The 20,388-nt window shown below is 71.5% G+C and carries 20 protein-coding genes and 1 tRNA gene; 5 read left to right on the top strand and 16 right to left on the bottom strand.

What is annotated here, in order from left to right:
* Positions 1 to 144: 144 nt before the first annotated feature.
* Positions 145 to 227 (bottom strand) — tRNA-Tyr (locus tag QL987_RS12365).
* A gap of 160 nt (positions 228 to 387) precedes the next feature.
* Between QL987_RS12365 and QL987_RS12370 the strand changes: the two genes are divergently transcribed.
* Both QL987_RS12370 and cls read left to right on the top strand, forming a co-directional pair.
* On the top strand, positions 388 to 876 hold the full coding sequence (locus QL987_RS12370; protein WP_110902629.1) for a YajQ family cyclic di-GMP-binding protein: 489 nt from the start codon (positions 388 to 390) through the stop codon (positions 874 to 876).
* Positions 877 to 910: 34 nt separating this feature from the next.
* Positions 911 to 2,371, top strand: a complete 1,461-nt coding sequence (gene cls, locus QL987_RS12375) for a cardiolipin synthase (protein ID WP_290157889.1) — start codon at positions 911 to 913, stop codon at positions 2,369 to 2,371.
* Positions 2,372 to 2,468: 97 nt separating this feature from the next.
* Here cls and QL987_RS12380 read toward each other — a convergent pair whose 3' ends face one another.
* The 4 genes from QL987_RS12380 to QL987_RS12395 form a co-directional block, all read right to left on the bottom strand.
* A complete protein-coding gene (locus QL987_RS12380; RefSeq protein ID WP_290157890.1) occupies positions 2,469 to 3,530 on the bottom strand; it encodes a heparan-alpha-glucosaminide N-acetyltransferase domain-containing protein in 1,062 nt (353 codons plus the stop codon).
* Positions 3,500 to 4,906, bottom strand: a complete 1,407-nt coding sequence (locus QL987_RS12385) for an FAD-dependent oxidoreductase (protein WP_290157891.1) — start codon at positions 4,904 to 4,906, stop codon at positions 3,500 to 3,502. Before QL987_RS12385 ends, QL987_RS12380 begins: the two co-directional genes overlap by 31 nt.
* A 25-nt stretch (positions 4,907 to 4,931) precedes the next feature.
* On the bottom strand, positions 4,932 to 6,008 hold the full coding sequence (locus QL987_RS12390) for a polyprenyl synthetase family protein (protein WP_253463785.1): 1,077 nt from the start codon (positions 6,006 to 6,008) through the stop codon (positions 4,932 to 4,934).
* Between the two features lie 66 nt (positions 6,009 to 6,074).
* Positions 6,075 to 6,863, bottom strand: a complete 789-nt coding sequence (locus QL987_RS12395; RefSeq protein WP_111074360.1) for a demethylmenaquinone methyltransferase — start codon at positions 6,861 to 6,863, stop codon at positions 6,075 to 6,077.
* 91 nt (positions 6,864 to 6,954) lie between these two features.
* Here QL987_RS12395 and QL987_RS12400 point away from each other — a divergent pair, with 91 nt between their 5' ends.
* Positions 6,955 to 8,214 (top strand): chorismate-binding protein, encoded by a 1,260-nt coding sequence (locus QL987_RS12400; protein WP_290157892.1) that lies wholly within the window; start codon positions 6,955 to 6,957, stop codon positions 8,212 to 8,214.
* Between the two features lie 48 nt (positions 8,215 to 8,262).
* On the opposite strand, the gene menD is transcribed toward QL987_RS12400, so the two are convergent.
* Positions 8,263 to 10,065, bottom strand: a complete 1,803-nt coding sequence (gene menD / locus QL987_RS12405; RefSeq protein WP_290157893.1) for a 2-succinyl-5-enolpyruvyl-6-hydroxy-3-cyclohexene-1-carboxylic-acid synthase — start codon at positions 10,063 to 10,065, stop codon at positions 8,263 to 8,265.
* Positions 10,043 to 10,411, bottom strand: a complete 369-nt coding sequence (locus QL987_RS12410; protein ID WP_290157894.1) for a PLDc N-terminal domain-containing protein — start codon at positions 10,409 to 10,411, stop codon at positions 10,043 to 10,045. Before QL987_RS12410 ends, menD begins: the two co-directional genes overlap by 23 nt.
* An 82-nt stretch (positions 10,412 to 10,493) precedes the next feature.
* Here QL987_RS12410 and QL987_RS12415 point away from each other — a divergent pair, with 82 nt between their 5' ends.
* Entirely contained in the window at positions 10,494 to 10,817 is a 324-nt protein-coding gene (locus QL987_RS12415; RefSeq protein ID WP_253463793.1) for a DUF4229 domain-containing protein, read from the top strand.
* A gap of 3 nt (positions 10,818 to 10,820) precedes the next feature.
* Here the strand turns inward: QL987_RS12415 and QL987_RS12420 are convergent, their stop codons facing one another.
* The 4 genes from QL987_RS12420 to QL987_RS12435 are packed head-to-tail and all read right to left on the bottom strand — an operon-like array spanning position 10,821 to position 14,317.
* Positions 10,821 to 11,825, bottom strand: a complete 1,005-nt coding sequence (locus QL987_RS12420; RefSeq protein WP_290157896.1) for a 1,4-dihydroxy-2-naphthoate polyprenyltransferase — start codon at positions 11,823 to 11,825, stop codon at positions 10,821 to 10,823.
* A 28-nt stretch (positions 11,826 to 11,853) separates the two neighbouring features.
* Positions 11,854 to 12,990 carry an AMP-binding protein gene (locus QL987_RS12425; protein ID WP_290157897.1) on the bottom strand — a complete coding sequence of 379 codons (1,137 nt, stop codon included), beginning with the start codon at positions 12,988 to 12,990 and terminating at the stop codon, positions 11,854 to 11,856.
* Positions 12,990 to 13,919: a 1,4-dihydroxy-2-naphthoyl-CoA synthase gene (locus QL987_RS12430; protein WP_290157898.1), complete on the bottom strand. Its 930-nt coding sequence runs from the start codon at positions 13,917 to 13,919 to the stop codon at positions 12,990 to 12,992. The genes QL987_RS12425 and QL987_RS12430 overlap by 1 nt, the downstream gene beginning before the upstream one ends.
* A gap of 20 nt (positions 13,920 to 13,939) precedes the next feature.
* A complete protein-coding gene (locus tag QL987_RS12435; RefSeq protein WP_111074368.1) occupies positions 13,940 to 14,317 on the bottom strand; it encodes a hypothetical protein in 378 nt (125 codons plus the stop codon).
* A gap of 149 nt (positions 14,318 to 14,466) precedes the next feature.
* Between QL987_RS12435 and QL987_RS12440 the strand changes: the two genes are divergently transcribed.
* Positions 14,467 to 15,480 carry an o-succinylbenzoate synthase gene (locus QL987_RS12440; RefSeq protein ID WP_290157899.1) on the top strand — a complete coding sequence of 338 codons (1,014 nt, stop codon included), beginning with the start codon at positions 14,467 to 14,469 and terminating at the stop codon, positions 15,478 to 15,480.
* 98 nt (positions 15,481 to 15,578) lie between these two features.
* Here the strand turns inward: QL987_RS12440 and ccsB are convergent, their stop codons facing one another.
* From ccsB to QL987_RS12465, 5 genes are read right to left on the bottom strand one after another with little or no spacing between them, the layout of a single operon-like run.
* Positions 15,579 to 16,544: a c-type cytochrome biogenesis protein CcsB gene (gene ccsB / locus QL987_RS12445; RefSeq protein WP_290157912.1), complete on the bottom strand. Its 966-nt coding sequence runs from the start codon at positions 16,542 to 16,544 to the stop codon at positions 15,579 to 15,581.
* Between the two features lie 47 nt (positions 16,545 to 16,591).
* Positions 16,592 to 18,313 carry a cytochrome c biogenesis protein ResB gene (locus QL987_RS12450; RefSeq protein ID WP_356841434.1) on the bottom strand — a complete coding sequence of 574 codons (1,722 nt, stop codon included), beginning with the start codon at positions 18,311 to 18,313 and terminating at the stop codon, positions 16,592 to 16,594.
* Positions 18,314 to 18,329: 16 nt separating this feature from the next.
* Entirely contained in the window at positions 18,330 to 19,076 is a 747-nt protein-coding gene (locus QL987_RS12455; protein ID WP_111074371.1) for a cytochrome c biogenesis protein CcdA, read from the bottom strand.
* A 3-nt stretch (positions 19,077 to 19,079) separates the two neighbouring features.
* The gene (locus QL987_RS12460; protein WP_290157901.1) at positions 19,080 to 19,721 is read right to left on the bottom strand and encodes a TlpA disulfide reductase family protein; all 642 of its coding nucleotides are present in this window, start codon (positions 19,719 to 19,721) and stop codon (positions 19,080 to 19,082) included.
* Positions 19,718 to 20,374 carry a histidine phosphatase family protein gene (locus QL987_RS12465; RefSeq protein ID WP_290157902.1) on the bottom strand — a complete coding sequence of 219 codons (657 nt, stop codon included), beginning with the start codon at positions 20,372 to 20,374 and terminating at the stop codon, positions 19,718 to 19,720. The genes QL987_RS12460 and QL987_RS12465 overlap by 4 nt, the downstream gene beginning before the upstream one ends.
* Positions 20,375 to 20,388 lie beyond the last annotated feature (14 nt).

Below are 20,388 nucleotides of genomic sequence, written 5' to 3' on the forward strand. Positions count from 1 at the left end.
ATCCTGCCCGACCAGCCGATCCCCCGCCGCTCCACCCGGCTCCGCCGCCCCTCCGCTCCGACGTACCCCCGGTAGCAAAGCAAATGGCCCCGTCCGAGGACGGGGCCATTCGTGGAAGCCAACACGAATGTGTAGCTAGCACAGTGGCGAGTGAGGGATTCGAACCCCCGGAGGCATACGCCGGCTGATTTACAGTCAGATCCCTTTGGCCGCTTGGGTAACTCGCCATGTGCGCACCCGGCCCGTGTCATCACCGACCGAAGGCGCGGTGAAGAGCATAGCCGATGTCCGGAGGTGCTCGCGACCACGGTCGGACGCTGGCCGGTTGCCGGGGGTGTGTCGGGCCTCCCGGAACGGGCCTGCGTGCCGCCGGATAGGCTGTGCGGCATGGCAGACAGCTCCTTCGACGTGGTCAGCAAGGTCGACAAGATGGAGGCGGAGAACGCCCTCAACCAGGCGGCGAAGGAGATCGAGCAGCGGTACGACTTCAAGGGCGTCGGCGCGTCCGTCGCGTTCAGCGGCGAGGACGTCCTCATCAAGGCGTCGACCGAGGAGCGCGCGCTGGCCGTCCTCGACGTGCTGCAGACGAAGGCGATCAAGCGCGGCATCAGCCTGAAGAGCCTCGACGCCGGCGAACCGTTCCCCTCGGGCAAGGAGTTCCGCATCGAGGTGAAGTTCAAGAACGGCATCGAGCAGGACATCGCGAAGAAGATCGGCGCGGTCATCCGGGCCGAGGCACCGAAGACGGTGAAGAGCCAGGTGCAGGGCGACGAGCTCCGGGTCTCCTCGAAGAGCCGCGACGACCTGCAGCAGACCATCCAGCTGCTCAAGGGCCAGGAGTTCGACGTGCCCCTGCAGTTCATCAACTTCCGCTGACCCGCGCTCCCCCGCGCAGACACCGACCCGCACCGTGGAGCACTGGCTCGTCGTCGCGTTGATCATCATCCTGGTCCTGTTGGACCTGGCGATCCGCGCCTTCTCCCTCGTACACGTCCCGATCGACCGGAAGCCGCAGACGGCGACGGGCTGGTTGCTGGCGATCTTCCTCATCCCCTACATCGGTTTCATCCTCTTCCTGGTGCTCGGGTCGACGAAGCTGCCGCGGTCGCGCCGTGAGAAACAAACCGAGATCAACCGCTACATCCTCGAGCAGACCGAGGGCATCGAGCGGGTGCGCCGTGACCACCCGTGGCCCGCGTGGCTGGAGAGCATCACCCGACTGAACCGCGAGCTCGGCGCGATGCCGCTGGTCGGTGGCAACCAGGCCGAGCTGTACCCGCACTACGACGACGCCTTCGCCGAGATGACGCACGCCGTCGACGCCGCTCGGCGGTTCGTGCACGTCGAGTTCTACATCGCGTCCCTCGACGACACCACGCGGCCGTTCTTCGAGTCCTTGGCGCGGGCGCAGGCCCGTGGGGTGACGGTCCGCTTCCTCATGGACCACTGGGCGAGCCGGGGGTACCCGTACTTCAAGGACACCCTGGCGTTCCTCGACGCCGCCGGCATCGAGTGGCACCTGATGCTGCCGCTGTTGCCGATGGAGGGGAAGTTCCAGCGCCCGGACCTCCGCAACCACCGGAAGATCCTGGTCGTCGACGGCTCGGTCGCGTTCACGGGGTCGCAGAACCTCATCGACCGTTCCTACGACACGAAGGCGAACATCGAGCGCGGTCTCAGGTGGCGCGACCTGTTCGCCCGGTTCGAGGGGCCGGTCGTCGCGGGCATCAACGCGCTGTTCGTCACCGACTGGTACAGCGAGACCGACGAGCTGCTGCTCCGTGAGAGCGACCCGGTGCACCGCGCAGACCGGGCGGACGCGTTGGACTGCCAGGTGGTGCCGTCCGGCCCGGGCTTCGACGGCGAGAACAACCTGCGCCTGTTCAACGCGCTGCTGTACTCGGCGCAGGAGCGGGTGTCGATCACGTCGCCGTACTTCGTGCCCGACGACTCGATGCTCTACGCGATCACGACGACCGCACAGCGCGGGGTCGAGGTCGAGTTGTTCGTCGGCGAGATCGGCGACCACGCGATGACCTGGCACGCGCAGCGTTCCTACTACGAGGGGCTGCTCCGGGCCGGTGTGAAGATCTGGCTGTACCGTGCGCCGACGGTGCTGCATGCGAAGCACTTCACGATCGACGACGACGTCGCGGTGATCGGCTCGTCGAACATGGACATGCGCTCGTTCACCCTGAACCTGGAGATCTCGGTGATGGTGCGCGGGAAGTCCTTCGTGGACGCGCTCCGGGACGTCCAGGACGACTACCGCGCGGCCAGCCGCCAGCTGACGCTGGACGAGTGGCTGACCCGCCCGCGTCGGTCGCGGGTGTTCGACAACGTCGCGCGGCTCACCGCGGCGCTGCAGTAGCGGCCGGCCGCCGAGCCGGTCTGCCGGCCAGGAGGCCCGTCCCCCGACCGCCCCGCGGGTCACGCCCGTCGAGCGGTCGCCGGAGCGGACCGCACGGTCAGGCGCGTGGTGCCGGCCCCGGCGCGGGTGCGGGCACCGCCGAGGCGATCCGCGCCGTCAGCCGCTCGAGTGGGCCACGGCCGAGGAACCGGCGCCAGAGCATCGCGAACAGCACCGAGCCGACGACGAAGGCCCACCACGTCGTCGGTCCCTGCGGCATCTCCGGCCACGCGGCGATCACGACGAGGTGCAGTGCGTAGACGGTGAGCGGCATCGACCCGACGGCGGCCAACGGGAACGCGATCCGGGTGACGAGCGGCCCGTGTCCGTCGACGAGCAGGCGGCACAGCGCGATCACGGCGACGGCGACGGCAGCGGTGCCGACGACGTCGACGATCGAGGACGAGTGGTCCCGCGGCGACAGGAACACCTGGGCGAACGCCTGGCCGGCGTCCGAGTCGGACGGCACGAAGGGCACGCCGGGGAACGCGTACGTGGTGTCGAACGGGATCGGCGCGGCGGCGTTCCCGACGACGTAGGCGGCGGTCGCGACCACGGTGCCGGACCCGAGGAACAGGACCTGCCGCACCGCGCCTCCCGGCCGTGACCGGGCGACCGCGAGTCCGACCAGGACGTACGTCCAGAAGGTGACGACGGGGTAGACCAGCCCGAGCTGCACGCCGAACATGTCGGCGTCGGCGTAGAGCGGCACGATCGCCAGCGCGACCGGAGCCGAGGCGACCGCGCAGCCCGCGGCGAGCAGGAGCAGTGCCCACCCTCGCCAGCGGAGGACGGGCAGGGCCAGCAGGAACAGGGCGCCGTAGGTGGGCAGGACGACGTACACGGGTGTCTGCAGCGCCATCAGGAGCAGCCCGGCGCCGACCACCACGACGGCCCGGAGCGCCAGGCGTGCGCGGACCCGGCCGATCGCGGGCGGTCCGGGCGGGCGGTCGCGGCCGCTCACCAGCCCGATGGAGACCCCGGCGAGCACCGCGAAGAGCGCCGCGGACCGGCCGTTCACGACCGCCCCGAGGCTCGTCGGGTCGGCCCAGTCGACGTTCTCGGCGACGTCGCCGACGTGGGCCGCCATCATGCCGAACAGGGCGAGCGACCGGGCCACGTCGACCCCGACGAGACGTTCGGACGACGCAGCGAGACGTCGATCATCTCGTCGCGCGGCACGACCTTGACCCGGGCCCGACCCTGCGGCTCGCCGAGGGCCATCTCGTGCTGGTCGAGGGCGTGCCAGCCGTCGAGGTCCGTGAAGTCGACGCCGCGCTCGCGGAGCAGTGCCGGGATCGCCGCTTCGGACGGGTCCTCCGGGCTCCACCAGGTCCCCTGGTCGGTGACCACGTGCTGCACGGTCTCCATCGCGTCGGACTTGGTGTGTCCGATCAGGCCGACCGGGCCGCGCTTGATCCACCCGGTGGCGTACACGCCGGGGATACGGTTGCCGTCGGTGTCGAGCACCTGGCCCTCGTGGTTCGGGATGACGCCGTAGCGCTCGTCGAACGGCACCCCGGGCAGGGGTGAGCCGACGTAGCCGACCGCGCGGTAGAGGGCCTGGATCGGGACCTCGCGGATCTCACCGGTGCCCTCGACACCACCCTGCCCGTCCGGACGGGTGCGCTCGTACCGGATGGCGCGGAGCGCGCCGTCGTCGTCGCCGAGCAGTTCGAGTGGCTTGGCGTAGAAGTGCAGGTGCAGACGACGGCTGGCCGCGCCGACCTCGCGCGTGCGCCACTGCTGCAGCACACGGTCGATGACGGTGACCTGTTTGTTCGTGGCGATCGCGAGCTTCGAGGCTTCGTCGTGGTCGAAGTCCTCGTCGTACACGACCATGTCGACGTCGCGCAGTTCCCCGAGTTCGCGGAGTTCCAGCGGGGTGAACTTCACCTGCGCCGGACCGCGGCGGCCGAAGACGTGCACGTCGGTGACGGGTGAGGCCTTGAGTCCCTCGTAGACGTTCGCCGGGATCTCGGTCGGCAGCAGGTCGTCGGCGTGCTTCGCGAGGATCCGGGACACGTCGAGTGCCACGTTGCCGTTGCCGATCACGGCGACGCTCTCGGCGGTCAGCGGCCAGGTGCGCGGCACGTCCGGGTGCCCGTCGAACCAGCTGACGAAGTCGGCGGCACCGTACGAGCCGTCGAGGTCGATGCCGGGGATGTCGAGGTCGGCGTCCTTGATCGCACCGGTCGAGAAGACGACGGCGTTGTAGTGCCGCTTCAGGTCCTCGAGGGTGATGTCCTCGCCGAAGCGGACGTTGCCGAAGATCCGGATGTCGCCGCGGTCCAGGACGTCGCGGAGGGCGTTGATGATGCCCTTGATGCGGGGGTGGTCGGGGGCGACGCCGTAGCGCACCAGGCCGTAGGGGGCCGGGAGCTGCTCGAACAGGTCGATCGAGACGTCGAAGCCGCGCGCCTCCCGCAGGAGGATGTCCGCGGCGTAGATGCCGGCCGGACCGGCGCCGACGATGGCGAGTCGGAGGGTGGGCACTGTTCGGTCTCCAGTTTCGTTCAGGTCAGCGGCTGCGGTCGACGACCGTCTCCGCGAACCGGGTGAGGGCTCGTTTCACGGTGCCGTCCGGCAGGGGGGCCAGTGCGGTGACCGCTTCGTCGGCCCAGCTCGCGGCGAGGGCACGGGTGGCACGGGTCGCCTCGTGGTCGCGGAGCTCGGCGACGGCGCTCTGGTACGCGTCCGAGTGGACGGCGTCGTCCGGGGCGTCACGGACGTCCCGCTCGATGCGGGTGACCAGGGCCGCGGCGTCCGGGTCCGAGGCGGCACGGCGACGGAGCTGCAGCAGGGGCAGCGTGTCGACGCCGGCGCGGAGGTCGTTGCCGGCGATCTTGCCGGTCTTGTCCTTCGCCGGAGCGAGGTCGATCACGTCGTCGACGAGCTGGAAGGCGACGCCGACCTTCTCGCCGAACGTGCCGACGGCCCCGAGCAGGGAGCGGTCGGCGCCCGAGAACATCACGCCGGCACGGGCAGCGGTCGCGATGAGGGAACCGGTCTTGTCGCTGAGCACCTGGAGGTAGTGCTCGACCGGGTCGTCCTCGGGCTGCGGGCCGGTGGTCTCGTGGAGCTGCCCCATGCACAGGCGCTGGAAGGTCTCGGCCTGCATCCGGATGCCCTCGGGCCCGAGGTCCGCCGTGATGAGCGAGGCGCGGGCGAAGAGCAGGTCCCCGGTGAGGATCGCGATGTTGTTGCCGTAGGTGACGTGGGCGGCCGGGACACCGCGGCGCACCGGGGCCTCGTCCATCACGTCGTCGTGGTACAGCGACGCCAGGTGGGTCATCTCGACGCTGACGGCCGCCTTCACCACGTGGTCGGTCACGCCGTCGCCGAGCTGCGCGATGAGCAGGGTCAGGGTCGGACGGATCCGCTTGCCACCTGCCGACAGCAGGTAGCGACTGGTGGTGTCGGCCAGGGTGTCGGCGGAACGCATGGCGTCCTCGAGCCCCTGCTCGACGTGCTCGAGCCCGTCGTCGACCGCGGCGATGAAACGACGGTCCGCCGGGGTGGCGAACAGCCGCTCGCCGATGCCGAGGGACGCTCGGAGACTCGGTGCACGTCGGGCGACCGGGACACTCGGGTTCAACTGCTGCTCCGTACTCGCGGGTGGCGGTGGACTCGCGGGGTGGCGGTGGGGACCTGGGCCGCTGGCCTAGGCCTCGGGCTCCACGCGGGGCTGCTCGCCCGTGGGCTGGTGCTCGCGACGCGCCTTGGCACGGCGGGCGGCGGACTCGCGCACGCTGCCCTCGACCGGCTTGCGGCCACGGTGCAGGGCGACGATGCCGGCGGTCAGGTTGCGGTGCGCGACCATCGTGAAGCCGACGCCGCGGAGCCACTGGCTGAGGACCTGCTGGTCCGGCCATGCCTCGATCGACTCGGCCAGGTAGCGGTAGGCGGCCGGGTTGCTGCTGGACAGCTTCGCGATGCCGGGCAGGACCCGCTTGAGGTACGTGGTGTAGCCGAAGCGCAGCGCGGCGAACGGCGGGGTGGAGAACTCGCAGATCACGAGACGGCCGCCGGGCTTGAGCACTCGGAGCATCTCGGTCAGGGCCTGCATCGGGTCGTTGACGTTGCGCAGCCCGAACGAGATCGTGACCGCGTCGAACGACTCGTCCGCGAAGGGCAGGTGTTCGGCGTCCCCCTCGACGAAGGTGATCTCGGGGTGGCGCTCGCGACCGACCGCGATCATGCCCGACGACAGGTCGAGGGCGGTGACCTCGGCACCCTTCTTCGCCAGGGCAGCGGAACTCGTCCCGGTGCCGGCAGCCAGGTCGAGCACGCGCTCGCCCGGCTGGGGGTCGACGGCCTTCACCGTCGCGACGCGCCACAGCGGTGCGTTGCCCGCCGACAGGATGTCGTTGGTCAGGTCGTACTTCGCTGCGACGTCGTCGAACATGGCCGCCACTTCGTCCGGCCGCTTCTGCATGTCCGCTCTGCTCACCCAGTCATCCTAGAGGCCGCGACCGGACGCTTCCCGGCAGCCGTGCAGGAGCCGCGCACCCCGGGCGCGCCCTGACGCGTAGCATCGGTCCGTGACCCGTCCCACCACAGCGGTCCAGCCGCTCACGGTCTCGACCCGGATCCTCGACGACCCGGGCGCCGTCCTCCGCCACACGCTCGCCGCGCACCCGATGGCCTTCGTGCGGGGCGGGGACGGGATCGTCGGGATCGGCGAGGCCCTGCGCTTCGAGTTCTCCGGTCCGAGCCGGATGCGCGATGCCTCCGCACTCTGGCGACAGGTCGTCGCCGCCGCCGTCGTCGACGACCCGGTGCGGCTCCGCGGCAGTGGCCTGGTGGCGTTCGGCACCTTCGCGTTCGCCGACGACTCCGCCGCCACGAGTGTCCTCATCGTGCCGCGTGTCGTGGTCGGACGTCGGCGGGGTCGGGCGTGGATCACCGCGATCGACACCACCGACACCCCCGAGCCCCTGCCCTTCACGAGCACCTCGGTGCCGGTCCCCCGCGTCGGCCCCCACGTATCCGTCGCGCTGCGCCCCGGCGCGGTCGACGAGGACGCCTACGCCGCCTCGGTCGCCGCCGCGGTCACCGCCATCCGGGCAGGGCGGGCGCAGAAGGTCGTCCTGGCCCGTGACCTGGTCGGCACCCTGCCGCCCGGCGCCGACCGCCGTGCCGTGCTGCTCGACCTGGCCGCCGCCTACCCGACGTGCGTGACCTTCGCCGTCGACGGACTCATCGGGGCGACCCCGGAGACACTTGCCCGCACCGAGGGCCGCACCCTCACCGCACGGGTCCTCGCCGGCAGTGCCGCACGGGGGACGGACGCCGAGAGCGACCGGGTCGCCGCCGAGACCCTCGCCGCGAGCACGAAGGACCTCGAGGAGCACGCCTTCGCGATCTCGAGCCTGGTCGCGTCGCTGCAGCCGATCGCCGCGGACCTGCGGGTCGACCCCGAACCGTTCCGGCTGCAGCTGCCGAACGTCTGGCACCTGGCCAGTGACGTCGAGGCCGTCCTGCCCGCCGGCGTCACCGCGCTCGACGTCGCCGACGCCCTGCACCCGACCGCCGCCGTCGCCGGCACCCCGACCGACGTCGCCGTGCGCCTCGTCGCCGAGTTGGAGGGGGTGGACCGCGGCCGGTACGCCGGTCCCGTCGGCTGGTTGGGGGCCTCCGGTGACGGCGAGTGGATGCTCGCGCTGCGGAGCGCGCAGATCGACGAGGACGGCACGGTCCGCGCGTGGGCCGGTGCCGGGATCGTGGCCGGGTCCGAGCCGGAACGGGAGGTCGCGGAGACGCGCCTGAAGTTCCGACCGGTCGTCGACGCGCTGGCCTGAGGACGCGCCGCCCTGACCGGGCAGCGCTGGCCCGGCTGCACTGGCGGGTCAGTCGGCCAGCGGCACCTCGATGACGACATGCTCGGCCGGGTCGGTGAGGACACGTTCCAGGTCGCCCCACGTCTCGGCCCGGCGGTACTCCCACCCGAGGCCGGTGACGACCCGTTCGACGTCGACGTGCTGCGGGGTCGTCATCATCCGCCGCATGTCCTCGGGTGCGGTGGTCGCCGCCACCTCGAGCCCGCGGAAGATCGCGCCGCCGCCGTCGTTGCCGACGACGACCTGCAGACGCGGTCGTGCCTCTTCCGTCCCGGTGACGAGCCCGCCGAGGTCGTGCAGGAACGTGAGGTCCCCGACCACGACACGCGTGGTGCCGACGGCTCCGGACCCGGCCTCCAGCGCGGTCGCGATGCCGAGCGCCGTGGAGATCGTCCCGTCGATGCCCGCCAGACCCCGGTTGGCGTGCACGCGGATCTTCTTGCCCGCGACGGTCATGTCGGCGACGCGGATGATCTGCGATGCCCCGAACACCAGGCGGTCGTGCGGCCAGGTGACGCCCCACACCGCCTCGGCGAGCATGGCGCGGTCGACCGGACGGCGGCGCAGCGCGACCTCGTCCTTGAGGAACCGGTTCCGCTCGGCGCGGTCGGCGGACCGCTTGGCGTCGAGGTCCGGCCCGGCGTCGCCCTCGCCGAGCAGCGAGCGGCTCGCGGCGACCCAGCGGCCCACCCATGCACGGTGTGCCGGTCCGGTGCGCCCGGTGACGCGGACGTCCGAGACGACCTGCGTCGCGGCGTCCGGCCGGGAGGCACGGGCCGGGTCGAAGACGTCGGCTCCGGCCCCACGGACCACGACCGTCTCGACGTCCGCGCGCTGCAGGAGCGCCGGGACCTCGCGGCTGAGCGTCGGGTGGCCGAGGACGACCGCGCGCCGGACCCGGCCGCCGAAGTCCTCGTCGCGGAGGAGTTCGCGGTAGGCGGCGGCGAGGTTGCGGCCGAAGCGGGCCCCGCTCGACACCTCGGCCAGGAGCGGCGCACCGAGTTCCCAGGCGATCCGTTCGGCGTCGGCGCCGGCGTCGTGCCCCGCGATGACCACGGTGGCGGGTTCGTCGTCCGGAGCCAGCTCGGCGACCGGCAGCGCCGCGGTCGGCCGACGGGTTGCGTACGCCAGGTCCACCTGGTCGTCGGGGACACCCTCTACCCGGTCGAGCCCGGCGGAGAGCGGCTCACGGAACGCCAGGTCGAGCTGGACCGGACCGGGCTGCCCGGCGTGCCCGGCAGCGGCGGCGACGGCTTCGCGCACCAGGGACCGGACGGTGGCGCGGGCGTCGTCGTCGACACCGTGTGCGCTCGGCGCCTGGACGTCGCGGACGAAGGAGACGGCAGCACCGAAGACGCCGGGCTGGACGGTGGTCTGGTTGCTGCCGATGCCTCGCAGTTCGGCCGGACGGTCGGCGGACACGACGATCATCGGCACGCCGGAGTGGTGCGCCTCGAGCACGGCCGGGTGCAGGTTGACGACCGCGGTCCCCGAGGTCGTGACCACCGCGGCGGGACGCCCGGACTCGATCGCCAGACCGAGGGCGAAGAACCCGGCGGTGCGCTCATCGAGCCGCACGTGCACGGTGATGCCGCCTGCACGCTCCAGGGCGACCGCGGCGAGGGCCAGGGCCTGCGACCGGGAGCCCGGGCTGACCACGACGTCGGTCACACCGGCGCGGGCGAGCTCCTGCAGGAAGGCGAGGGCGAAGTCGGTCGCGGGGCTGCCGGAACCGGCGGTGCCGTCAGCGGCAGCACGGTCACCGGCAGTGCCGTCACCGGCAGTGCCGTCACCGATCGGGGCGGCCGTCATCGTCGCCGTCGTGGAACTGGTCTTCGAGGGATCGGAGGGTCGCGTCGTCCTGGTCCTTGTCATCGCTCTTGCGCCCGGGAGGCGTCGTGCCACCGAGGAAGTCGGGATCGTCTTCGGGACCACGGTACCCGGCACCACCGCCACCGTTCCCGCGCGGGACGGCGGGGGTCCGGCCGAGCAGGAACCACAGCACACCGCCGAGGACGGGCAGGACGACGATGAGCAGGACCCAGATCCCCTTGCGCAGCGACCGGACCCGGGTGTGCGGCATGGTGGCGCAGTCGATCAGGGCGAACACCGTGAACGCCACGGCGGCGACGACGATGACGAGCCACAACCTGACCATCCTCGAAGCCTAGGCCGGCCGGCTGTGACCGCCCTGGCCTCCGTCCGGTCACCGTGGAGACCGGCGTCCGTACACTTGCAGGGTGAAAGCGTGGCTCGTCTACACCCTGGCTCGGCTCGGCATCTTCGTCGTGGCACTCGTCGTGCTGCTGGTGATCGGGCTGCCCTGGTACTGGGCGGCGATCGGCGGCGCGTTGATCGGGCTGCTCGTGTCGTACATCGCCCTGCCGGGTCTCCGCAGCGCCGTGACCACCAGCATCGCCGAGCGCCGTGCCCGACCGGAGCGCGATGCGGACAGCGACTTCGAGGACGACTTCGTCGACACCGCCGACGAGCACACCGCCACCGACGCGGGCGCCCCCGCCGACCCCGACGTCACGCTCCGGAAGCGCCCCGACGACGCCTGAGTGCTACGGCTGGACGGCGAGCGTGATGCCGAGCACCACGCCGTACGCCAACGCCGAGAACGACGACAGCTGCAGCGCCGTGATGAGTTCGCGCGGCTTCCGTGAGGTCACGCCGATCAGCAGCGCCGGCAGCGCGAGCAGCAGCGAGAAGTACGTGAAGCCGGACCGGAAGTACAGCAGCACGAACCAGATCAGCACGACGTAGGGCAGCAGCAGGAAGAGCGCGAACAGCACCCGTGCCACCGTGTCGCCGACCACGACGGCGAGCGTGCGCTTGCCGGCGGCGGTGTCCTCGCCGATGTCGCGGATGTTGTTCACCATGAGCACCGCGCAGGCGAACAGGCCCGCGGCGACGGCGGCGGCCCACCCGCTGAGGGTCGCCTGTCCGATGAGCACGTACTGGGTGCCGAGCACCGCGACCAGGCCGAAGAACACGAAGACGAAGACCTCGCCCAGGGCGTTGTAGCCGTAGGGCTTCTTGCCGCCGGTGTAGAACCAGGCGGCGACGATCGCGGCGGCACCGACGAGCAGCAGCCACCACAGCTGGGTGAGCACCACGATGACGATGCCGGCGACCGCGGCGAGGCCGAAGAACGTCAGCGCGACGGTGAGCACCGTGCGGGGCTTCGCGAGGCCGGCCCCGGTCAGTCGGGCCGGGCCGACGCGGAACTCGTCCGTGCCACGGACCCCGTCGGAGTAGTCGTTGCTGTAGTTCACGCCGATCTGCAGGAACAGCGCGACGGCCAGGGCGAGCAGGGCGATCGCCAGGTGCGCGTCGGCGCCCAGGAACGCCCCGAAGTCACCGGTCGCCTTGCTGTCGACGTAGGCCACGGCGGTGCCGAGCACGACGGGCACGACGCCGAGGGTCAGGGTGCGCAGACGCGCCCCGCCGATCCAGTCGCGTGCGGTCGCCCGCCGGGCGGTGCGCTGCGGGGCAGCGGCCTTCGCCGGGTTGCCGGACCGGCCCTTCGGACGTGTCGTGTTCTTCGCTCGTGCCACGACCGCCAAGCGTACCGGCGCGGCCGGGAGGCTGGGCTCACCCCTCGCGATCGGCCAGCGCCCGCACCGCACGCCGGTCGGGTTTGCCGGTCGCCAGCATCGGCATCCGGTCCACGACGAGCACCTCGGCCGGACGGGCGGCACGTCCGAGGGCGTCCCCCACCCGGGCGCGGACGACCTGGAGGTCGACGGGCTGCTCGGTGACGACGACCGGTACCTCGCCCCACTCCCCCGACGCCCGGCGGGTGACGACGGCGCCGTCCTGTCCGGGCAGTTCGCGGACGATGCGTTCGACCGCGCCGAGCGGGACCTTCTCACCGCCGGAGATGACGACGTCGTCGAGCCGTCCGGTCACCCGGATCCGGCCGTCCACGATCGTCGCGGCGTCCCCGGTCCGGTACCAGCGGTGCCCGTCCCGCTCCGTGAAGGTCGCCGCCGTCCGGGCCGGGTCGTCGAGGTAGCCCTCGGCGAGCATCGGCCCGGCCAGCTGCAGCTCGCCGTCGACGAGTTCGGCGCGGACGGTGCCGAGCGGCTCGCCGTCGTACACGCAGCCACCGCTCGTCTCGCTGGCGCCGTAGGTGGTCACGATGCGGATGCCCGCGGCTCGGGCCCGCTCACGGAGGGCCACCGGTGTCGCCTGCCCGCCCACCAGGACGGCGTCGAACCGACCGAGGGCCGCCGTCGCACGCGGGTCGTCGAGGACCCGGGCGAGCTGCACCGGCACGAGCGACGTGTAGCGGCGGGGGGCAGCGGGTCCGACGACGAGCCGGTCGGCTGCGTCCGCGAACGCCGCCGCGTCGAAGTGTCCGGTCGGCAGCACGACGGGTGTCGTGCCCGCCGTGATCGACCGCGTCAGGACGTTGAGCCCGGCGATGTAGTGCGTCGGCAGGGCGAGGACCCAGCCACCCGGTCCGCCGAGCGCCGCGTCCGCTGCGGTCGCCCCTGCGAGCAGCGCCTCCGAGGACAGCGCCACCCGCTTGCCGGTGCCGGTGGAGCCGCTCGTCTCGACGACCAGCGCGACCCGCTGCGGGACGTCGGCCGGAGGCGGTGTCGGCAGCGCCGGAGCCCCTGTCGCGACGGGGAGCAGTGCGGGGCCGCCGGCGAGTGCCGCCTCCAGTCCGCGCAGCACGTCGGACGGGTCGGAGGCGCTCACCGCGACGAGCGGACGGGTCATCAGTAGTGCCAGGGGAACGCGGTCCAGTCGGGCGAGCGCTTCTCGAGGAACGAGTCGCGACCCTCGACGGCCTCGTCCGTGCCGTAGGCGAGGCGCGTGGCCTCACCCGCGAAGACCTGCTGGCCGACCATGCCGTCGTCGACGGCGTTGAAGGCGTACTTCAGCATCCGGATCGCCGTCGGCGACTTGCCGAGGATCGTCTCGCCCCAGCGGATCGCCTCGCGTTCCAGGTCCTCGTGCGGCACGACCCTGTTGACGGCACCCATCTCGTACGCGCGCTGCGCGGAGTACTCCTCGGCCAGGAAGAAGACCTCGCGCGCGAGCTTCTGGCCGATCTGCTTGGCGTAGTAGGCACTGCCGTAGCCGCCGTCGAACGAGCCGACGTCGGCGTCCGTCTGCTTGAACTTCCCGTGCTCGGCGCTGGCGATCGTGAGGTCGCAGATCGCGTGCAGCGAGTGCCCACCACCGGCGGCCCACCCCGGCACGACCGCGATGACGACCTTCGGCATCATCCGGATGAGTCGCTGGACCTCGAGGATGTGCAGCCGGCCCATCGAGGCCTGCGCGGCGGCGGGGTCGACGCCCTCGGGCGGCGCGCCCTCGTCGCCGACGTACTGGTAGCCGCTCCGGCCCCGGATCCGCTGGTCGCCGCCGGAGCAGAACGCCCAGCCGCCGTCCTTCGGGCTCGGGCCGTTGCCGGTCAGCAGCACGACCCCGACGCGCGGGTCCTGGCGGGCGTCGTCGAGCGCGCGGTACAGCTCGTCGACGGTCCGCGGGCGGAAGGCGTTGCGGACCTCCGGGCGGTCGAAGGCGACGCGCACCATGCCGCCGGAGACGTGCTTGTGGTACGTGATGTCGGTGAACCGCTCGGCGATCGGGGCGGTGGTCCAGACGTCGGGGTCGAACAGGTCGGAGACGGCAGAGGGCATGCTCCGAACCTACCGCCGGGCTAGCTGGCGCCCATGCCGGAGAGCATCTCCGGAGCGACGATGACGAGCAGGACGATGAGGATCACCGGGTTGGCGAAGAACGCCACGACCACGCCGACGACCCCGTACCAGCGGCCGAACGAACCGACCGCGGCGATGAAGCCCAGGACCGCGGCGACCAGGGTCAGGAACACCACGACGAAGCAGATGCCGAACGCGAAGGTCGTGTCGCCGCCCACGAACACCGCGAACGCGCTGGCGTCCACCGCGGCGGCGACCACCGCGAGGCCGAGGGCGATCTTGCCGGTGATCGGGTTCTTCCGACGCCGAGCTGCGGGCTGCCGAGTGACGTCGACGGTGCCCTGACGCATCAGCCGCGCGAACTCGTCCGTCGCCACCGAGCCTCCTCGTCCGTCCCCGACCGGCTGCCCTGACCGGCACCGGCACGGCCGACCGGTGGTCGACCGCAGCGATGCTAGTGCGCTGCCCTGGCGGTCCCCTCGGAGAGTCCGGGAGGCCTGCTGGGCGCTCCTGCGAAGATGACGGGGTGCCCGCCGTGAACCCGACCGCTCCCGCCGTCGTCCCCGATCTGCCTGACCTGCTCGCGACCGCCCGGGTCGTCGCCCTGCCGATGCGGGTCCGGTTCCGCGGCATCACTGTGCGCGAGGCGCTCGTGCTCCGCGGCCCCGAGGGGTGGACCGAGTTCTCCCCCTTCGTGGAGTACGACGACGGCGAGGCCACCGCGTGGCTCCGTGCCGCGATCGACTTCGGCTGGACCCGACACGAGCCGGGCACCGACCGCGTCCCGGTCAACGCCACGGTCCCCGCGATCGCCGCCGAGGACGTCGCCGACCTGCTCCTCCGCTACCCCGGCTGCACCACCGCGAAGGTGAAGGTCGCCGAACCCGGCACGGGCATCGAGGACGACGTCGCCCGGGTCGCCGCGGTCCGTCGGGCGATGGGTGACGACGCCGAGGTCCGCGTCGACGCAAACGGGCTGTGGGACCTCGAGCAGGCCACCTCTGCCCTGGAACGCCTGGCCCCCTTCCGGCTGCAGTACGCCGAGCAGCCGGTCGCGTCGGTGGCGGACCTCGCCGCACTCCGCACCCGGATGGCCGGACTGGGCGTCCGGATCGCCGCCGACGAGAGCGTCCGGAAGGCCTCCGAACCGCTCGCCGTCGCCCGTGCGGGAGCCGCGGACGTGCTCGTCGTCAAGGCACAGCCCCTCGGCGGGGTCACTGCCGCGCAGGCCGTCATCGCCGAGGCCGGGCTGCCCTGCGTGGTCTCCAGCGCGATCGACACCTCGATCGGGCTCGGCATGGGGGCGTTCCTGGCCTCGCGGGCGATGGCTCCCGGGTACGCGGCGGGCCTCGGCACCGCGGCCATGTTCACCGGCGACGTCACCGCCGACCCGCTCCTGCCCGTCGGCGGCCGGATCGCGGTGCGGCGGGTCGAGCCGGACCCGGACCTCCTCGACCGGTGGGCGGCCTCCCCCGAGCGCACCGCGTGGTGGCTGGCGCGGCTCGGTCGGGTGCACGCGCTGCTCGCAGCGCGGCCGTAGGGCCGCACCATGGGACGGACGGGAGGCCCGACACCAGCTGGTGTCGGGCCTCCCGTCCGTCCCATGGTCGCGTCCGGGGGGTCACAGACCCTGATCGATCACAGACCGGAGTAGCTGTGCAGCCCCTTGAAGAAGACGTTGACGACCGAGAAGTTGAACATCACGGCCGCGAAACCGATGAGGGCCAGCCACGAGGACCGCGCGCCACGCCACCCGCGGGTCGCCCGCGCGTGGATGTAGCCGGCGTAGAGGGTCCAGATGATGAACGTCCAGACCTCCTTCGTGTCCCAGCCCCAGTAACGCCCCCAGGCCCGCTCGGCCCAGATCGCACCGGCGATGAGCGTGAAGGTCCAGAGGACGAAGCCGACCAGGATCACCCGGTAGCTGAGCACCTCGAGCCGGTCGGCGTCAGGCAGCGTCTCCATGAAGCGCAGTCGGCGCGAGACCGGACGGCCCTGGCGGTAGGTCTGGACCAGCTGCGAGACCGCGAGCCCGGCGCCGAGGGCGAAGAACCCGGTACCCGCGATCGCGACGAAGACGTGGATGACGAGCCAGTAGGACTCGAGCGCGGGCACCAGCGGGCGCACCGGCACGTAGTAGTTCACCGTGGCGATGCCCAGCAGGATGATCACCAGGCCGGTGATGAACACCCCGAGGAACTTGAGGTCCTGCCAGAACTGCACGAGCAGGAAGACGGCGATGATCAGGCCGGTGCCGGTCAGCGAGAACTCGAACATGTTGCCCCACGGCACACGGTCGGCCGCGATGCCGCGGAGCACGATCGCGCCGATGTGGACGACGAGGGCCAGGATCGTCATGGCCATGCCGACGCGCTCGAACTTCGAGCCGCGCTGGCCGCGGCCACCGCCGACGTCGTCGCCCGCGCGCTTCTGCTGCACCCGTTCGAGGACGACGGTGCCGCCCTGGACGGTCGCGACCGTGGCGACGCTGGCGTCGTCACGGTCCGAGGCCGAACCGCCGCGGGTGGTCTCGAGTCCGACGTCGCCGGCGCGCTTCGCCATGTCGAGCGCGAAGGAGATGAACGCGATGACGTAGACCGCCATCGCGGAGTACGTCAGCACGACCGAGTAGGTCGCAAGGGTCGTCGTGTTCACTTGCTGATCCTAACTCCGAGGTCCGACATGTGCTTCTGGGCGATGTCCGCCACCGCGCGTTCGAGGTTGGGGTCCTCACCACGTGCGAGCCCGGCGTACTCGAGGTCGAACTCACCGTCCTCGGCACCGGGCTTCCGTACCGCCTTCACCCACACGCGGCGGCGCGGGACGAACAGCGAGGTGAGCAGGCCCAGGACCGACAGGATCGCGAAGAAGGCGACCCAGAGCTGCGACGGGTCGTGGTGCACGTCGAGGGACACGTACCGCTTGACCCCGTCGAACGTGATCGAGCCGGCGCCGTCCGGCAGCTGCTTCGTCTGGCCGGGCTTCATCGCGATGCTCGGGGTGTCCGACTGCCGGCCCGCGATCTGCTGCAGGCCCTTCGTCGACAGCTGGTAGACGCTCTGCGGCACGCCGTCGTCGAGGCCGAGGTTGCCCGTGTACACCTGCAGCGACAGCATCGGGTTCTTGACGTCCGGGTAGTTCGAGGTGAACGCACCGGCGTTCGTGCCGCTGGTCTGCTGCACCGCGGTCGGGTAGAAGAACCCGATCAGGCCGAGCTGGTCGGGTGACGCGTCCGGCACCTTGATGACGCCGGTGGAGGTGTAGTTCGCGTCGTCCGGCAGGAACGGCACGACGTCCTGGAACGCCACGTTGCCCTTGCCGTCGCGCACGGTGACCTGCATCGCGTAGCCGTTGCCGAGCAGGTAGACGTTCGTCCCCCCGATCGACAGCGGCTCGTTCACGCCGAGACGACTGGTCTTCGCGGTGCCGTCCTTCAGACGTGCGGAGACGGTGGCCGAGTAGTCGGTCGCCTGCCCCAACGCGTCGAGGTTGCGCTCCTCGTACTTGGTCGTGAACTTGTCGAGCGTCAGGTTGTAGGGCGTGAGGTCCTTCGGCGAGAACCAGCGTCCGGGGTTGAACGAGTCGTACGCGCCGATCACGTTGGTGAACGACTGCCCCTCGACCAGCAGCCGCTGTCCGGTGTAGCTGAACCCACCGCCCAGACCGACCGCCAGCAGCACACCGACGAGCGCCGAGTGGAAGACCAGGTTGCCGGTCTCCCGCAGGTAGCCGCGTTCGGCGCTGACGGAGTCGCCGAACCGCTCGACGCGGTAGCCCGACTTCTTCAGCTGGGCCATGGCCGTCGTCACCGCGTGGTCGACGGACGGGAGGCTCGTGGCCGCGCCCGTCGTGCTGCCGACCGTCTGGCCGCCAATCGTTGCCGCGCTGATCGTCACCGACCGGAAGCCGGCCAGGCGGCCGAGCCGCGCCGGGGTCTTCGGCGGCCGGGTGCGGAGCGCCTGCCAGTGGTGCCGGGTACGCGGCACGATGCAGCCGATGAGCGAGATGAAGAGGAGCAGGTAGATCGCGGAGAACCACACCGACGTGTAGGTGTCGAAGACCTGCAGCTTCTCGAGCACCGGGGTCAGCTGCGGGTGGCTGTTCTTGTACTGCGTGACGCCGTTCGGGTCCGCCTGCGTCTGCGGGACGAGCGATCCCGGGATCGCCGCGAGGGCGAGGAGCAGCAGCAGGAAGAGCGCCGTGCGCATGCTCGTCAGCTGCCGCCAGGCGAACCGGAGGTAGCCGACCAGCCCGAGCTTCGGCTGCGCGATGCCGTCGGCGGTGGTCGCGACGACGGGCGTGCCGTCGACGTGGTCGGACGGGCGCTGCGGATCGGACGCACTGTCGGTGCCGGTGGTTCCGGCGTCCGTCACGTCGTCCTGGTCGGAGTCAGACCGCGGGGACATAGCTCTGGATCACCGCCCCGACGCTCGACATGACGGCCGACCAGATGCCGGTGACCATGAGCAGACCGATGACGATCAGGATCGCTCCTCCGATGATGTTGACGGTGCGCATGTGCCGCTTCACGACACCGATCGCGCCCGAGGCCCAGCCGGCGCCGAGGGCGACCAGCAGGAACGGCACGCCGAGCCCGATGCAGTACGCGATGCCGAGCACGACGCCCTGCCAGGCGCTGCCGGACTGGAAGCTGATGAGGTTGATGGCCGCCAGGGTCGGGCCGATGCAGGGGGTCCACCCGAGGGCGAACACGATGCCGAGCAGCGGGGCGCCGAGCAGGCCGGTGCGCGGGGTGAAGTTCGTCTTGACCGTCCGCTGCAGGAACGTGAACCGCCCGATGAACACCAGGCCCATCGCGATCACCACGATGCCCATGAGCTGGACGATGAGGTCACGCCAGCGCACCAACCAGAAGCCCACGGCACCGGCGGCCGCGGACCCGAGGACGAAGACGACCGTGAAGCCGAGCACGAAGAGCAGCACGCCGAGCAGCACCCGGCCGCGGGAGTGCCGGCTGCCGTCCGCGATGCCGCTGACGTAGCCGAGGTAGCCCGGCACGAGCGGCAGGACGCACGGCGACAGGAAGGACACCAGTCCGGCGAGCGCCGCCACCGGCAGGCCGATGAGGAGCTGCCCGCTGAAGATCGCGTCGGCGAAGGGGTTCCCGCTGGACACGGGTCAGGACGCCTTGCCGGTGAGCTCGTCGTCCACCAGGGTCTTCAGGATGCTCGGACCGTCGACGGCGCCGAGCACGCGGGCGGCGACCCGGCCCTTCTTGTCGAGGACGATCGTCGTCGGCACGGCGTTCGGGGCGATGTCGCCGGAGAGCGCGAGCTGCATGGTGCCGCTGCGGGCATCGAGCACGGTCGGGTAGTCGACGCCGAACTTCCGCTCGAACGCCTTCGCGGTGCCGGCCTCGTCGCGGACGTTGACGCCGATGAAGTGCACGTCGTCGGCGGCGAACTCGTCCTGGACCGTGTTGAGGTACCCGGCTTCGGCGCGGCAGGGCGGGCAGCCGGCGTACCAGAAGTTGATGACCACGACGTCGCCACGCATGGCCTTCGCGGACAGCTCGTCGCCGTCCATGGACTTCGCGGTGAAGTCGATCGGGTCGGTCCGCTTGTCGACCGCGACCTCGGTCACCGCACCGGTGCCGGAGATGTAGTTCTGGGTGTTGCCCTTGCCGTACTGCGCGGCGAGGCCGTCGTTGGCGGAGCTGCACCCGACCAGCGCGATCGCGGCGGCCAGAGCGATCGCGGCGGCCCCGGCGGTCCGGCGGCGCGTGGCGTGAGTGCGGTTCGTTCGGGTCGTGCTGGTCACACTGCTCCTTCGTCGACGGCTGACCCGCGGAGGTCGGCCGCCGGGTCCGCGTACCCGACCTCGGTGAAACGACCGGCGGCGGTGTCGGGTACCCGCTGGAGGCTCGTGATGCTGGACAGGTCGCACCGGCGCTTGCGCGGGTCGTGCCAGAGCGGCTCCCCCGCCAGGCGACGGTGCACCATCCAGATGGGGAGTTGGTGGCTGACGAGGACGACGTCCCCGCCGTCGACGCTCTCCCAGGCGGTGGTGACCGCGGCGAGCATGCGGTTCGCGATCGACTCGTACGCTTCGCCCCAGCTCGGTCGCCAGGGGTTCGCGATCCACGGCCATTCGGTCGGGCGTCGGACGGAGCGCTTGGTGAACCCGGGAGGCTGTCCCTCGTACCGGTTCGTCGGCTCGATGAGGCGTTCGTCGAGCCGGACGTCGAGACCGTAGGCGGCCGACCAGGGAGCAGCGGACTCCTGCGTGCGCTGGAGCGGCGAGGCGACGATCGCGCGGACGTCGACCCCGGCGTCCTTCCAGGCGGCGGCGGAGGTGGCGGCCATCCGGGTGCCGAGCTCGCTCAGACCGAAGCCCGGGAGCCGCCCGTAGAGGACACGGTCGGGGTTGTGGACCTCGCCGTGCCGCACGAGGTGGATCGTGTTCGCGGGCATGGGTTCCAGTGTAG

The organism is Curtobacterium sp. APC 4022 (genome assembly GCF_030407555.1).
Taxonomy (GTDB): domain Bacteria; phylum Actinomycetota; class Actinomycetes; order Actinomycetales; family Microbacteriaceae; genus Curtobacterium.